The organism is Myxococcus sp. CA040A, from assembly GCF_013336725.1.
GTDB classification, from domain to species: Bacteria; Myxococcota; Myxococcia; order Myxococcales; family Myxococcaceae; genus Myxococcus; species Myxococcus llanfairpwllgwyngyllgogerychwyrndrobwllllantysiliogogogochensis.
Genome location: NZ_JABUMR010000008.1, coordinates 216343 through 231379, shown reverse-complemented (window position 1 = coordinate 231379; position 15037 = coordinate 216343). Strand labels below are relative to the sequence as shown.

Sequence of the window (15037 nt, the reverse complement as noted above, 5' to 3'; positions counted from 1 at the left end):
GCTGGTTCGCGGCTCGGTCCTTGAGGGCACTGGACGGGCGTGGCACGCTCAAAGGCCGCGATGCGTTCGCCTGTCCGACGTCAGCCCTCGGAGACCGCCGAGGAACTCCATGCGCGCCTGTCCACCCGGGTCGCCGCGCTCGAGGACCGGGTGCGCCGTCTGGAGGCCCGGCTGCGCGCGGCATCGCCTCGGCCCGTCGCCACCCCTCGGAGCACCTCCGGGCGAGCGGCCGAGCCCTCGAAACCGGAGTCACGGCGAGCGCGCCCGCGCTGCCCCGGCTGTACCTTGGAGCTCCCCCCAGGCCGACGCGGCGAGTCGTGCGTCTGGTGCGGCTTCGTCTTTTCCGCAGTGACTCGCCGTCGCCCGGCGCGAAAGAAGCGATGAGCGCCACGTATCGTCTGACGGGTCGAATCGAGTCCGGAGAGCTGGCGGAGCTATACGAGGCCGTCCAGGCTCCGTCGGGCGAGGTGGTGGTGAAGCTCTTCCACCCCAAGACGTCGGACCCCGCCTACGCGCTGGACCTGGCGGAGACGACGCGGCTGCTCCAGTCCGTGCGCCACCCGGGCATCCTCCATGTCGTGGACATGGGCGTCGTGCGTCAGCGGCTCGCCGTGGTCCGCCAGGACGTGGATGGCGCCCTGTTGGGGACCGCCCTCCAGCGCCTGCACACCAAGGAGGTCCTCCTCCCCTCGGCGGTGGCGCTCTACATCGTCATCCAGTTGCTGGACGCCGTGCAGCACGCGCACGACGCGGGCGTCATCCACGGAGCGCTCACGCCCGGCAACGTGGTGCTGGGCCGGGCTGGAACGCCCGCGGTCTGCGACTTCGGCGCGATGCGCGCGCTCCTGGCCGTACCCCAGCTGCGCAAGTCCTTCGCGGGGCGGGGCCGCGGCACCTACCGCGCGCCCGAAGTCACCCGGGGAGAGGCCGCCACGGAGGCGTCCGACGTGTACTCGCTGGGCGCCATCGCCTACGAGCTGCTCACGCAGCGCGAGCCGGTGATTCCCGGCAGCGGCGGTGTCTCCACGCGCCGCAGCGAGGGGCTGCCTCCGCCCAGCCGGTTGGATCGCCGCATCAACGCGCGGTTGGATCCGCTCGTGCTTCGCGCGCTGGAGCCCACCGCCGCGCGGCGCTTCCGCTCGTGCGCGGAGTTTTCGAACGCGCTGCGCAACTTCCTTTCGGCCAGCGGAGGCATGCCGGGCGCGGACGACGTGCGCCGCTTCGTCACCGAGCTGTTCCCCAACGAGGTCAGCATCGCGAGCCTCACGGCCCCGCCGTTCAAGGAGCCCTTCTCCCTGGAGCCCATCTCCGGCGCGGAGATGGACGACCTGGGCGCCGAGGAGCCCGAAGCCTCCATCGTCCAGCGCGCCCCCTACACCCGCGCGCTCTCGGAGACGGAGGCCCGCGCGGAGACCCTGGAGTCCGTGCCCGGCTTCGAGGAATACCGTCCCGAGGACTACGAGCCGGACATCGCCGCCGCGCCCGCCCCGAGCGCTCCGGAGCCCGAGTCGCGCCTGCCCGACGGGGACTGGACGGAGGGGACGCAGGCCCCCGGTATCGAGCAGGGCTGGGATGCTCCTCCGGGCGCCGCGCCGCCCAAGCCGCGTCGGCAACTGGGGGCGAAGGGTGGGGGAGCCGACCAGGGGGCCGCGCGCGCACAGGTTCGCAATCCGCGCATGCGCGTCTTCGAGGACTTCTCCTCGCCGAGCCCGCCTCCCGACGATGACGAGGAGTTCTCCGTCGTCGGTCGTCGCGCCGCGGCTCGGGCCAAGCGCGCGCCGCCGCCCGTGGAGAAGGGGCCTCGCACGCTGCCGGACCCGTTCCCCGCGGTGGCGCACCCGGGCCGGCGCGACGACATCGCGATGCCACCGCCTTCCGCGCCCGCGCTTCCCGCGCAGCCCACCCCGCGGATGAACACCGACGAGCGGAGCATCCGCGATACGCAGCACCGTCGCGGTCGACTGGTCGCCATCGCCGGAGTGCTGGCCCTCGTCGGCCTGTCGACGTTCGTCATCGCCGCCTGGCGCCTGGGAGGGGACGGCCCTCCGGTGCAGGAGCCCGGGGATGCCCCCGTGCTTCCTCCCGACCCGACGCCGATTCCCCGGCCCGCGCCGCCCCCGAAGGCCGCCGCCGTCCGCGCGCCCGAGCCCCGGGAGGAAGTGGAGGAGCAGGTCGTCGCGCTGAACAAGCCACCCGTCAGGGTGCGCGGCTTCCTCTCCATCGAGACGAACATCCCCGCGAAGGTGTTCCTCGACGGAGACCTCATCAGCCGCTCGACGCCCGTGAGGCGCTACCCCGTGCGTGTCGGCTCGTACGAGGTCATGATGATCGCCCTGTCGACCGGTGAGATGAAGAAGATGTCGGTCCGCATATTGAAGGGCAAAGAGAATCAAGTAACCGTGTTGAACTTCAGCGTGCCCCCCCGACGGTGACCATGGACCGCACTCGCATCTTCGTCGTCGAGGACCAGCCGCAGCTGCTCAAGAACCTGCTCAAGGTGCTGAGCACGTTCGAGGAGCTGGAGGTCGTGGGCAGCAGTCAGGAGGGCGAGGCCGCGGTGGAGGACATCGTCCGCGTCCGGCCGCAGCTCGTGCTGCTGGACCTGGAGCTGCCCGGCATCAACGGCATCCAGGTGACGCAGAAGGTGAAGCGCCAGGCGCCGGAGGTGGAGATCCTCATCCTCACCTCGTTCGACGACGAGCAGAAGGTCTACGAGGCCATCCAGGCCGGCGCGTCCGGCTACCTGGTGAAGCGCGTGGGCCCGGAGAAGATTCGCGCCGGCATCCATGAGGTGATGGCGGGCGGCACCGTCCTGGAAGCCATCATCGCCCGTCGCTTCTGGAACTACTTCCAGTCCATCCAGGGCAAGCCCGCCACCCCGGAGAAGAAGGCGGACAACCCCTGGAAGCTGACGCCCACGGAGTTCGAGGTGCTGGGCTACGTGGCCAAGGGCCTGTCCAACGCGGAGGTGGGGCACGTGATGACGCTGGAGCGCCGCACCGTCCGCACGCACCTGTCACATATCTACCGGAAGATGGGCGTCAACTCTCATGTGGAGGCCGTGGTGTTGGCCCTGCGTGAAGGTGTCGTGGACCTGTAGCCTCGCCCTGTATACGTTGGGGGCCTATGCGCAAGGCTTCCACGAAGTCCGCTCCCGCCCGCGCCGCGGACCCCGCCCTCCAGTCCCTGTTCGACGTGCACGAGGCCACGCTGCCCAATGGCCTCCAGGTCCGCCTGCTGGCCAACCACCTGGCCCCCGTCGTCAGCCTCTACACCTTCTTCAACGTGGGCAGCCGCAATGAGCGCCCCGGCATCACCGGCATCAGCCACCTGTTCGAGCACATGATGTTCAACGGGGCCAAGAAGTACGGCCCCAAGATGTTCGACAAGACGCTGGAGTCCAACGGCGGCAGCTCCAACGCGTACACGTCCCACGATGCGACGGTGTACTACGACGACTTCTCCTCCGACGCGCTGGAGACGGTGCTGGATTTGGAGTCGGACCGGATGCGCTCGCTGCGCATCTCCCAGGACATGCTCACCAGCGAGCGCGAGGTGGTGAAGGAAGAGCGCAGCGTCCGCATGGACAACGACATCGGCGGGATGATGGGCGAGGAGCTGGATTCGCTCATCTACAAGGCGCACGCGTATCGCTGGCCGGTGATTGGCTGGTTGGCGGATATCGAAGCCATCAGTCGCGAAGACTGCCAGGCGTTCTTCCGCACCTACTACGCCCCCAACAACGCGATGCTCTACATCGCGGGCGACATCGACCCGAAGAAGACGATGGCCCTGGTGCGCCGCTACTACGGCGACATTCCCCGAGGCCCCGCGCCGCTGCCCGTCATCAACGCGGAGCCCGAGCAGCGCGGTGAGCGCCGCGCCACCGTGCGCCACCCCGCGCAGTCCCCGGCGGTGATGATTGGCTACCGTGGGCCCGCCGCGCGCAACGAGGAGACCCTGGCCCTGGACGTGGCGCAGTACGTGCTCACGAAGGGGGAGGGGAGCCGGCTGGTGCGCTCCATGGTGTACGAGCAGAAGGTGGTGGTGGGCGTGGGGCTCGACTGGAGCTGGCGCATCGACCCCGGCACCATCCTCTTCTTCCTGGAGCTGAAGCCCGGCGCGGACCCGCAGAAGGCCGAGGCGTCGCTGTACGCGGAGCTGGAGAAGCTGGCGCGCGATGGCATCACCGAACGCGAGCTCCAGAAGGCGCTCAACAACCTGCGCTCGGACCACCTGCGCGAGCTGGGCACCAACAATGGCCGTGCCCATGCGATGGGCAACTACGAGGCGCTGCTGGGTGACTGGCGCCACGTCCTCACGCTGCCTTCCGCCTATGCCGCCGTGACGAGCGAGCAGGTGAAGGCCGCCGCCGCGAAATACCTCCTCCCCGAGCGCCGCTCCGTTGTGACGCTGGTGCCCGCGCCTTCTGAAGAAAGCTGATTGCCTCCATGGCCTCCCGCAAGAGCCGAACCCCGAAGTCCGCCCCCCGCGGCGCCGCGAAGAAGAAGACGCCGGCCCGGGCGACGAAGTCCGCACCTCGCAAGGCCGCGCCCGTGAAGAGCTCGGCCAGTCGCGCCCTGGTGTTCCCCACGCTGCACGAGGGCACCACGTCCAGCGGGCTGCGCGTGGTCGCCGCCGAGCGCGGCCCCCTGCCCATGGTCTCCATGCGGCTGGTGATTCGCGCCGGCAGCTCCACCGACCCCGCGGGCAAGCATGGCATCGCGGACTTCGCGGCCCGGTTGCTGCGCCGGGGCACCCGCCGCCTGAACGCGGAGGCCATCGACGAGGCCGTGGAGTTCGTCGGCGCGAGCCTGGGCGTGGGCGTGGGCGAGGACACGCTGTCCGTCGCCATCACCACCCCGGCCGAGCACTTCGCGCAGATGCTGGGCATCATGGGCCAGCTCGTGCAGGAGCCCAGCTTCCCCGAGTCGGAGGTCGTGGACGCGCGAGACAGGGCGCTGGCCCAGTTCGCCAATGACCTGGACGAGCCGTCCGTCATCGCCGACCGCGCCATGGTCCAGGCCCTGTGGGGGAATCATCCCTATGGGCACGACGTGAGCGGCTCGGTGAAGACGGTGAGCACCTTCACGCGTGAAGACGCGGTGCGCTTCCACCAGGAGCGCATGGGGCCGAAGATCGCCATGCTCGTGGTGGTGGGCTCGGTGGACCCCAAGCGCGTGGCCGCGGCGGCCGAGGAGTCCTTCGCCGGTTGGACGGGCGGACCCGACGCGCCCATGGTCATCCCGCCGCTGACCAAGGTGGCGAAGGCCGGCAAGGTCATCGTGGTGGACAAGCCGGACCAGACGCAGTCGCAGGTGCGCATGGGCGGCCCGGGCTACCGCATGGGCCACGAGGACTACTTCCCGGCCACGTCGATGAACGTGGCCCTGGGCGGCGGCTTCACCTCGCGCCTGATGAACGAGGTCCGCGTCAACCGGGGCCTCACGTACGGCATCGGCTGCTGGTTCGACGCGATGAACGCGGCGGGCATCTTCGCCCTGTCGACGTTCACCAAGACGGAGTCGACGCGGGAGATCATCGACGTGTCGCTGGCGGAGATCGCCAAGATGCGCGACTCCGGAATCAAACCGGGCGAACTGCGCGACGCGCAGGCGTACATGGGCGGCCTCTACCCGCTGCGCACGGAGACGAACGAGTCCATCGCCAGCAGCATCGCCGACATGCGACTGCACGGGCTGGGGGACGACTGGGTGATGAACTTCCGCGACAGGCTGCGCGCGGTGACGCCGAAGCAGGTGGCCGTGGTGGCGAAGAAGTACTGCTTCGCGGAGCCGCCCACCATCGTCGTGCTGGGCAAGGCCGATGCCGTGAAGAAGCAGCTGCGCGGACTGGGGCCCATCTCCGTGGTGCAGGCTTCGGAGTACGAGTGACCGAGGTTCGCATCCTCTTCGAAGGAGGAGGACTGCTGGTGGTGGACAAGCCGCCCGGGGTGCCTGTCATCCCCGGGCGTGATGGCGGTCCATCCCTGCGCGATGCGCTGGAGGCACAGCGGGGCCAGAAGATCTTCGTGGTGCACCGGTTGGATCGCGACACCTCCGGTGCGCTCGTCTTCGCGCTGGACGCCCAGGTCCACCGCTCGCTCTCGGTGGCCTTCGAGGCGGGCAAGGTGCGCAAGCGCTACGTCGCGCTGGTGGAAGGGCGAATCGATGCGCCGAGCCTCGTGGACGCGCCGCTGGTCGCCGCGCGCAAGGGCCGCATGCGCGTGGCCCGTCCGGGAGAAGCGGAGGCGAAGCCCTCGCGCACGCGCGTGAGACCGGTGGAGAGCTTCGACCGCGCCACGCTGGTGGAGGCCGAACCCCTCACCGGACGCACGCACCAGATTCGCGTGCACCTGCTCTCGCTGGGGCACCCGCTGCTGCTGGACCACCAGTACGGCCGCGACACGCCCTGGCTGGAGAAGGAGCTGGGAGGGGAGGGGGAGGCCGTGGCGCTCGCGCGCACGCCCCTGCATGCTGCGCGCGTGGAGTGGCCCGCGCTACCAGGAGTCGAGGCCCGGGCGGTGGAGGCCCCGCTGCCTCCGGACATGGCGCGCGTTCGCGAGCTGCTGCGACTCACGCTGGCCTGACGCGGCGGACTACTTCACCTTGAAGCTGTTGGAGTTGCCCTCGACTCCGAAGCGGTCCGTCACCGTCAGCGTCACGTCGTCGCCCTGGACGTCCAGGGTGATGGACTGCGTGCAGACCCCCGCGACGAACTGATCCAGCGACGTGGGGCTGACGCCCCCGTTGGACTTGTTCACGGTGAGGTCCAGCTTGTCCTCGAACTCCGCCGCGCGCGGGCCCAGGGCTCGGACCGTGATGACGAAGGGCTGGCCCCGGGTCTGCTCCTGCACCGACTCGAACTCGAAGCCGGTGATGTCCCCTGGCTGCATCGGCGTTCCCGGAGTCGGCCCTCCATCCTGCTCCGGCCCTCCATCCGCGACGAAGATGCCTCCGTCGGGGAACTCCTCCACACCGCCGTCCTCGTCGATGCCGTCCCCGTCGAGCAGGGTGAAGCCTCGTTCACGGAGGGCCTCCCGACCGTCTGCGAGGATGACGCGGACATCGTGCGCTCCCGGGGGCAGCAGCTCCGGCACATCCGCCGAGAGCGTGCCGCTCTCGTCGATGTCGTGCAGGGGCGCTTCCACGGAGCCGAACCACAGCCGCGTCCCGGTCCCCGCGCGCGCCTCCTGGCGGGAGTAGTCCACGCGGATGGGGAACACCGCGTCCAGCGTCACGCGGATGGTGCCGGGATAGCCGACCTGCGCCTCTCTCGGACTCACCGCGATGATGGTCGGAGCCGGGAGCACCGCGCTCGAGCCGCAAGCCGCCAACAGCAGCGCGAGGAGCACGGTGACGCGAGTCATGGCTCGAACCTCATCCCCAGCAGCGCGGCCACACCGCCGAGCTGCGCGTCCAGCAGGGGCGTGCTCGCTGGCGCCCACGCGCCACGAAGCTCTCCCAGCGCGCTCCAGCGCCCGAACCGGTACGCGCCCTGGACGGCCAGGAACCCCATGCCGGAAAGCTTGCTCTCTTTCACTTCCGCCTGGAAGTCGCTGCGGAGTCGATGACGGAAAGGCGCCAGTCCACCTCCTGCTCGGCCGTACAGGGTGAACGCGGCGAACTGGAGCACCTCCGCGCGCACCGACGCGAGGACGGGCACCGCCAGCACCTGGGAACGCACCGCGCCAAGCGTGCCCACCGTCCCGTTGAACGTGGCGCCCCGCATGCCCACCTCCAGCTCCGCCGCGAACCGTCCGTTCCACCACGGCGCGGTGAGCGACGTCCCCAGCGCGCCGAAAGGGCCCGTGTTGTCTCCGCTGGCGAACGAGCCCCCCGCAAGCACCTGCAGCGCAGGACGCCACGTTCCCTGTGCATCCTCCGCGAGGGGAGTCACGGGCACGAGGTCCTTCGGCGAGGGCGTGCGTGTCACGTCGGCCCGGGTCCGAGCCACTTCCGCCCCCGGCGATTGCACGCTCACCGTGACGGAAGTGGCCTCGGGCGCAGGCACTACACGGAAGCGCGCGACGTTGGCTCCTCTTCGCGCAGGCTCGTACCGGGCACCCTCGACGGACAACTCCAGCGCAGCCACGTCGAGCGGTCCCTCTCCCGCGACGAACAACCAGCCTCCCTCAGGGGGGAGGGGAGAGGGCGTGAGCACCGCGACGCGTGGGCTCGCGCGGGGCGCATCCAGGGGCGTGGCCGCATCGGTGCGCAGCTCACCTCGAGTGGCGAGCACGCGCGCGGACACGACACCGGGAGGCACCTCCACGGGGACGCGGGCCTTGCCTCGGGCATCCGCCTGGATGGGGCCGAAGCGCTTGTCGCCGAGCAACACCTCGACGGTGGCGCCAGGCGCGGTGGCCACGTCGAGCGTCGTCTGTCCGAGCAACCCGAGCCGGAACAGCGTCACCTGGGGAGGGCCGTCACCGGCCTCGACCCAGAACGCGAACACCGCCACCAGGGGGTGCCGTACGGGAGGGGGCGTCCAGCGGAAGGTGCGCCGGGCACCACCGCCGTCCAGTCGCTCCTCCGCGAACCGCCCCGACGACGCCGCGGCCCGCACCGGCCCCACGCCTGGAGGAACGCGGACCTCCAATGCGACGGCCAGGTCCCGCCCCAGGACGACCCGAGCGGGAGCGGCGCGCACCTCCAGGCCGGAGTCCGGAGGAGCCGCCGCCAGGGCCGCCGAAGCGGCCAGGGCCAGCACGAGGAACGGCAGGAAGGGCGGCGAGCGGGTGCGCACGAGCGTGCCGCCCAACTTCGCCCTCCCGCCTCGCCTCGGTCAATCCCCGGTTGCGGGGGATTCCTCGACGGGCGCTTCCGCCGGGACTTCTTCAGCGGCGACCTGCGGCTTGTCCGCGGGGCCGGTCGCCTGCCGGACGGGCGGGCTGAAGGCGGGCTTCTCCGAGGGCGCGCCGCCACGGCCATGCACCAGCGTCTTCGTGTCGGTGCGGAAGGTGAGGTCCACCTTGTCGCCCCGCACCGCCGTCACCAGTCCCACGCCGAACGTCGGGTGCTGGATGACCTGATCCACGCTGTACGTGTCCTTCGGGCTGTAGCGGGGCGCGTTGGCGACGTCCCTGCCAGCCAGCTGCTCCTCGAAGGAGATGATGATCTTCTCCGCCCTGGTCAGGCCACCCGAGGCCCGGCTCGCGCGCGGGGTGGGAGCAGGGCGGTCCGTCGTGCCCGGGGCGCCTCGGTAGGCGTGGTCCCCGTTGCAGGTGTTACAGCGCACCCGAGCGATCTTCGTTCCCACTATCGCCAGGATGGTGTGCGCGAGGGTGAGCTTGCAGCGGGTGCAGTATGCGTCCACCTCGCCGCCGACCTTATGAGTTGCCATGTTCGTCTGAGTTCTCGGCCCGGTGCGCCTCGCGGGCACCGGGCTTGGAAAGAAAGGGGCGCGGAACATAAACGCATCGCTCCGAAGTGAGGTAGTCCCTTCGTCGCCCGCCCGCCTGGTGGTATCGCTCCCAGGCCTGGGAGGGAACACTTCGCTTGTGCCCCCCGTCGTGGCACGTAAGAGTAGGCGCCTGACCGCATGACCACGCAGACCCCCAGCAAGCCGGCCCGCGAGCCAGGGATTTTCACCCAGACGGTGGCCGGCTTCGGCAAGGGCCTCATCGACGTCGTCAGCACCATTGGCGGCGTCGTGACGCTGGCCATCGACGTGGCCCGCTGGAGCGTCCGGCGCCCCTTCCGCCTCCACAACCTGTTCGCCCAGCTGGACTTCGTGGGGGTGGGCTCCATCTTCATCGTCGGACTGACGGGGTTGTTCACCGGCATGGTGTTCGCCCTCCAGACGTCCGAGGCCTTCGCGCTCTTCGACGCGGAGAGCCTCGTCGGCCCCACGGTGGCGCTGACGCTGACGCGCGAACTGGCGGCGGTGTTCTCCGCGCTGATGGTCACCATGCGCGCCGGCTCCGCCATGTGCACGGAGTTGGGCACCATGCGCGTCACCGAGCAGGTGGACGCGCTGGAGACCATGGCCGTCAACCCGGTGCAGTACCTGCTGGTGCCCCGAATCCTGGCGGGCCTGTTCATGGTCCCCATGCTGACCATCCTGTTCAGCACCGCGGGCATGACGGGCGCCTACTTCGTCGCGGTGGGAGGCCTGGGAATCTCACCGGGCACCTTCCTGACGCGCACCCAGCAGTGGCTGGAGCCGGTGGACATCTACGAGGGCGTCATCAAGGGGGCCGTGTTCGGCGTCTCCGTGGCGCTCATCTGTTGCTACAAGGGCTTCAACGCGTCGGGCGGCGCCAAGGGCGTGGGTCAGGCGACGACCGAGGCGATGGTGGCCAGCGCCCTGTCCATCTTCATCCTCGATTTCCTCGTGGGCATCGTGATGCACTGATGGCTGCCTCCGGTCCTCCGTCCGAAGACAACGCCGGCATGTCCACGAAGCCGATGATCGAGATCGTGGACCTGCACAAGACGTTCGGTGAGAACAAGGTCCTCACCGGCATCAACCTCAGCGTGCCCGCGGGCAGCACGTGCGTCATCCTCGGCGGCTCCGGCTCCGGGAAGACGGTGCTGATGAAGCACATGATTGGCCTGCTCCGCCCCGACAGCGGCCAGGTCATCATCGACGGCGAGGACATCATCCCCATGGGGGTGCAGAGCCTCCAGCGCGTCCGCAACAAGTTCGGCATGGTGTTCCAGGCCGCGGCCCTCTTCGACTCCATGACGGTGTTCGAGAACGTCGCCTTCCCCCTGCGCGAGCACACCCACCTGTCCGAGGACGAGCTGTACGCCAAGGTCCGCTCCAAGCTGGACTTGATGGGGCTCAAACGGGAGGTGGAGTCGAAGTTCCCGTCGGACCTGTCGGGCGGCATGCGCAAGCGCGTGGGCCTGGCGCGCGCCGTCGTGTTGGACCCGAAGATCGTCCTCTACGACGAGCCGACCACGGGGCTGGACCCCATCACCACGGACTACGTGGATGAGATGATCCTGGCTGCGCAGAAGGGGCTGGGCGTGACGAGCGTGGTCATCAGCCACGACATCTCCTCGGCGTTCAACGTGGGGGACCAGATCGCGTTCCTCTCCAAGGGCGTCATCGTGGCGCACGGCCCTCCGGAGCAGCTGCGCGAGTCCCAGCACCCGGCGGTGAAGGTGTTCCTGGAGACGTGGTTCGGGAAGAACTGAGGGCAGGGGCCCCGGGAGGCTCCGCTTTCAGGAAAATGTGGCACTCCAGATGCAAAACGTTAGAGTCGCGCCCGGCCGGTAGCCCTCGGAGTCACATCAGGTGAAGAAGCTCGTTACGCCCTTCCGTGTTGGCCTGCTGGTCATCGCCGCGGGGGCCTTTTTCGTCACCTTCGTGCTGTTCGCACGCGAAGGCGGCCTGAGCGACAGCGACTCCACGCGCGTGTGGGCCTATTTCCGGGACGCGTCTGGCCTCGCGGTGCGCGGCCGGGTGCAGATCGCCGGCATCCGGGTGGGAGAGATTGACGACATCATCCTGGAGGGCACGCGGGCGCGCGTCGTCCTGAAGATCCGCGAAGACGTGGACCTGCGCGAGGACGCGGTCGTCACCAAGCGCTCGGAGTCGCTCCTGGGCGACTACCTGCTGGACTTGAATCCCGGCACGGAGAACGCCCCCAAGCTGGAGAACGGCGGGCAGATCCGCCGGGTCATCGACACGCAGGGCATGGAGGCCATCTTCGAGTCGCTGTCGCAGATCACCTCCGACATCCAGCAGGTGACGGGCGCGCTGCGCGAGGTGCTGGGCGGAGAGCGCGGCGCCGGCTCGCTCCAGCGCATCGTCGAGAACCTCGTCCGTCTGTCGGATTCCGTGGACGCGACGGTGCGCCGCAACGCGGACCGGCTGGACGTCATCCTCGCGAACTTCGAGGGGGTGTCGACCGACGTGCGGACCATCACCCAGAACAACCAGGCCGACGTCGGTCGCATCGTCGACAACATCGAGTTCATCACCCGCGACGTGCGCGAGGTGCTCGCCAGCGTCAAGAACATCGTCGGAAGCGGGGAGGGTGACTTCAAGGAGAGCGTCGCCAGCCTGAAGCAGACGCTGACCAAGCTGGACAGCACGCTGGGCAACCTGGAGGAGATCACCCGCAAGGTGAAGGACGGGGAGGGCGCCGCGGGCGTGCTGCTCACCGACGAGAGCGTGGGCCGCGAGGTCCGCGAGACGGTGCAGGACGTGGCCCGCTTCGCCGCCAAGCTCACCGACCTCCAGACGGAGGTCGGCATCCAGAGCAGCTACCTGGCCGCCCAGGGCCGCTCCAAGAATGTCTTCTCCGTGCGGCTCATCCCCAAGCCGGACAAGTACTACCTGTTGGAGCTGGTGGACGACCCGCGCGGCACCGTGACGACGGAGACCGTGCAGACCAATCCGCCGTCCGAGGGCGACCCCGTCATCCAGACCCGCAAGGTGACGAAGGAAAGCCTGCGGATCAGCGCGCAGTTCGCCAAGCGCTGGTACTTCACCACGCTGCGCGTGGGCCTCATCGAGTCCACCGGCGGCGTGGGCGCGGACCTGCACCTGTTCGACGACGCCCTCACGCTGAAGATGGACGCCTTCAACTTCGCGGCGGACGAGCTGCGTTATCCCCGGCTGCGCGCCACGCTGCGGGCTCAAGCGTTCGACCACCTGTTCGTCGTCGCGGGCATGGACGACATGCTCAACGCCCAGCAGCGGGACACGGCGACGCAGCGCCTCATCGCCGGCCGCGATTTCTTCGTGGGTGGCGGCCTGTTCTTCACCGACGACGACCTGAAGGCCATCCTCACGGCCACGGGCATCCCCACCCCCTGATCGGGGTTTTCACGGCTGCGCGGCTTGACGCCAGCCGTGAAACCGCGTACCCGGCACGGGCACGGGGTTCCTGGCAGGGCACCGTGCCCCCCTCTGTATTTCCAGGAAGCTCGCAATGTCCCTCCTCGTCGTCGGCTCCGTCGCATTGGACTCGGTGGAAACCCCCTTCGGACAGAAGGAGGACGTCCTCGGCGGGTCCGCCACCTACTTCTCCACGTCGGCGTCGTTCTTCACTCCCGCGCGCATCGTCGCCGTGGTGGGCGAGGACTTCCCTGAAGCTCACGTGAGCTTCCTCAAGGGGCGAGGCATCGACCTGGAGGGCCTCACCCGCGTGCCCGGCCGCACCTTCCGCTGGAAGGGCCGCTATGGCTACGAGCTGAACGAGGCGAAGACGCTGGACACCCAGCTCAACGTCTTCCAGACCTTCTCGCCCGAGCTGCCCGCGGCCTACCGCGACACGCCCTACGTCTTCCTGGGTAACATCCACCCGGAGCTGCAGGCGCGCGTGGTGGATCAGGTGCGCTCGCCGAAGCTGGTGGCCGCCGACACGATGAACTTCTGGATCCAGGGCAGCCGCGAGGCCCTGCTCAAGACGCTCCAGCGCGTCAACCTGCTCTTCGTCAACGACGCGGAGGCGCGCCAGCTGGCCGGTGAGCACAACGTCGTGAAGGCCGCGCGCGCCATCCTCGGCATGGGTCCGCAGCGCGTCGTCATCAAGCGCGGCGAGTACGGCGCGCTCCTCTTCGAGAAGGACCACGTCTTCGCCTGCCCGGCCTTCCCGCTGGCGGAGGTCTTCGACCCCACCGGCGCCGGTGACACCTTCGCGGGTGGCTTCATGGGCGCGCTGGCCACGGCGACGTCGGACATCGACTCGACGGTGCTGCGCCGGGCCATGGTGATGGGCAGCGTCATGGCCTCCTTCACCGTGGAGAAGTTCAGCCTGGAGCGCCTGCGCGAGGTGACGCATCCGGAGATTCGCGCTCGTTTCGCGGAATTCAGGAAGCTGACCCATTTCGACGACCTGGGGCCGCTGGAGCGTTGAGCGCCTGGAGGGTGAGGTGGGGTCCCAGCTCACCCACGAACTTGACGGTGGATTCAGGCCGTCTCTAGGCTTCCATCCTTTGGTGTTCGGGAAGGAAGAGGGTTGAGCGATAACCGAAAGTCCGCACGGGTACCCACCTTGCTGCGCTGCTGGTGCGAGGGAGACAACGTCACCCTGTATGCCCGCATCACGAACCTGAGCGAGGGAGGTCTGTTTCTCCGGACGAGCACTCCGCTGGCGCGAGGTGCGCGAGCGGTCCTCCGGCTGACGCCCGCGGAGGATCCCGAAGTACAGGCGGCGGCCACGGTGGTATGGCTGAGGGAAGAGGAGGACCGGGCCTACCCGCCGGGGATGGGGCTCCAGTTCGAATCGCTGGATGCGGAAACCTTGGGGCGGCTCCGGCGGATTATCTCGCAGCAGCAGAAGAACCCCGTGAAGGCGGTCTGGGCCGGCTGAACGCGGCGCCACCGACCGAGGCATCCATGCGCATCGCCGTCATCTCCGACATCCACTCCAACATCGAAGCGCTCACCGAGGTGCTCCGGGTCTCCGAGCATCAGAAGGTCGACCGCATCGTGTCCCTGGGGGACATCGTCGGTTACGGCGCGTCTCCCAACCCGTGCTGCGAGCTGGTGCGCTCGGTGGCGGAAGTCACGCTGCTGGGCAACCACGACGCCGCGGTGGCGGGGCGGATGGACTACTCGTACTACTACGACGCCGCCCGGCACGCGCTGGACTGGTCCGCCAACGTCCTCACGGACGAGAACATGGCGTGGCTGCGCAGCCTTCCGTACACGTACCGCATCGGCGAGGTGGGCTTCTGCCACGGCTCGCCCATCGACCCGAAGGCGTACGAGTACATCTTCGCGCTGGAGCAGGCGCGGGAGCTGACGCCCTACGTGGAGGAGCTGCCGGAGGTGACGTTCATCGGCCACAGCCACCTGTGCCGGGCGTTCGCCATCGGCAATGGCGAGGTGAACGACGTGGTGGCCCAGAAGTTCGGCATCCGCAAGGGCTACAAGTACATCATCTCCGTGGGCAGCGTGGGCCAGCCGCGCGACTACGACAACCGCGCCTGCTTCGTCATCTGCGACACGGATGCGCGCACGGTGGAGTACGTCCGGGTGGAGTACGACATCGAGACGTCCGCCCAGAAGATCTTCGACGCCGACCTGGCGCTCAACTTCGGCAAGCGCCTGTTCCTCGGCGTTTGAC

14 protein-coding genes are annotated in these 15037 nt (G+C 69.1%); 11 read left to right on the top strand and 3 right to left on the bottom strand.

Annotated features, from left to right (window positions below; all coding sequences use genetic code 11):
* Positions 1-380: 380 nt before the first annotated feature.
* From HUA75_RS33845 to HUA75_RS33825, 5 genes are read left to right on the top strand one after another with little or no spacing between them, the layout of a single operon-like run.
* Complete coding sequence (locus HUA75_RS33845; RefSeq protein ID WP_174488732.1) at positions 381-2432, top strand: serine/threonine-protein kinase; 2052 nt, start codon at positions 381-383, stop codon at positions 2430-2432.
* Between the two features lie 2 nt (positions 2433-2434).
* Positions 2435-3100 (top strand): response regulator transcription factor, encoded by a 666-nt coding sequence (locus HUA75_RS33840; protein ID WP_174455477.1) that lies wholly within the window; start codon positions 2435-2437, stop codon positions 3098-3100.
* A gap of 26 nt (positions 3101-3126) precedes the next feature.
* Positions 3127-4443 (top strand): pitrilysin family protein, encoded by a 1317-nt coding sequence (locus tag HUA75_RS33835; protein WP_141646480.1) that lies wholly within the window; start codon positions 3127-3129, stop codon positions 4441-4443.
* Between the two features lie 8 nt (positions 4444-4451).
* Positions 4452-5894, top strand: coding sequence for a pitrilysin family protein (locus HUA75_RS33830; protein ID WP_174488731.1), 1443 nt, complete (start codon positions 4452-4454; stop codon positions 5892-5894).
* A complete protein-coding gene (locus HUA75_RS33825; RefSeq protein ID WP_174488730.1) occupies positions 5891-6589 on the top strand; it encodes an RluA family pseudouridine synthase in 699 nt (232 codons plus the stop codon). The genes HUA75_RS33830 and HUA75_RS33825 overlap by 4 nt, the downstream gene beginning before the upstream one ends.
* Before the next feature lie 9 nt (positions 6590-6598).
* On the opposite strand, the gene HUA75_RS33820 is transcribed toward HUA75_RS33825, so the two are convergent.
* From HUA75_RS33820 to HUA75_RS33810, 3 genes are read right to left on the bottom strand one after another with little or no spacing between them, the layout of a single operon-like run.
* Complete coding sequence (locus HUA75_RS33820) at positions 6599-7369, bottom strand: hypothetical protein (protein ID WP_174488729.1); 771 nt, start codon at positions 7367-7369, stop codon at positions 6599-6601.
* On the bottom strand, positions 7366-8763 hold the full coding sequence (locus HUA75_RS33815) for a hypothetical protein (protein WP_217446402.1): 1398 nt from the start codon (positions 8761-8763) through the stop codon (positions 7366-7368). Before HUA75_RS33815 ends, HUA75_RS33820 begins: the two co-directional genes overlap by 4 nt.
* A 24-nt stretch (positions 8764-8787) precedes the next feature.
* Positions 8788-9345, bottom strand: coding sequence for a hypothetical protein (locus HUA75_RS33810; RefSeq protein ID WP_141646475.1), 558 nt, complete (start codon positions 9343-9345; stop codon positions 8788-8790).
* A 198-nt stretch (positions 9346-9543) separates the two neighbouring features.
* Between HUA75_RS33810 and HUA75_RS33805 the strand changes: the two genes are divergently transcribed.
* The 6 genes from HUA75_RS33805 to HUA75_RS33780 all read left to right on the top strand — a co-directional run bounded on the left by HUA75_RS33805 (position 9544) and on the right by HUA75_RS33780 (position 15036).
* The gene (locus HUA75_RS33805) at positions 9544-10359 is read left to right on the top strand and encodes an ABC transporter permease (RefSeq protein WP_141646474.1); all 816 of its coding nucleotides are present in this window, start codon (positions 9544-9546) and stop codon (positions 10357-10359) included.
* 53 nt (positions 10360-10412) lie between these two features.
* Complete coding sequence (locus HUA75_RS33800; protein WP_141646485.1) at positions 10413-11150, top strand: ABC transporter ATP-binding protein; 738 nt, start codon at positions 10413-10415, stop codon at positions 11148-11150.
* A 100-nt stretch (positions 11151-11250) separates the two neighbouring features.
* Positions 11251-12780: an MlaD family protein gene (locus HUA75_RS33795; RefSeq protein ID WP_141646473.1), complete on the top strand. Its 1530-nt coding sequence runs from the start codon at positions 11251-11253 to the stop codon at positions 12778-12780.
* Between the two features lie 115 nt (positions 12781-12895).
* Complete coding sequence (locus tag HUA75_RS33790) at positions 12896-13822, top strand: PfkB family carbohydrate kinase (RefSeq protein WP_141646472.1); 927 nt, start codon at positions 12896-12898, stop codon at positions 13820-13822.
* A gap of 102 nt (positions 13823-13924) precedes the next feature.
* The gene (locus tag HUA75_RS33785; protein ID WP_141646471.1) at positions 13925-14278 is read left to right on the top strand and encodes a TIGR02266 family protein; all 354 of its coding nucleotides are present in this window, start codon (positions 13925-13927) and stop codon (positions 14276-14278) included.
* A 26-nt stretch (positions 14279-14304) separates the two neighbouring features.
* On the top strand, positions 14305-15036 hold the full coding sequence (locus HUA75_RS33780; RefSeq protein WP_141646470.1) for a metallophosphoesterase: 732 nt from the start codon (positions 14305-14307) through the stop codon (positions 15034-15036).
* Position 15037: the final 1 nt, after the last annotated feature.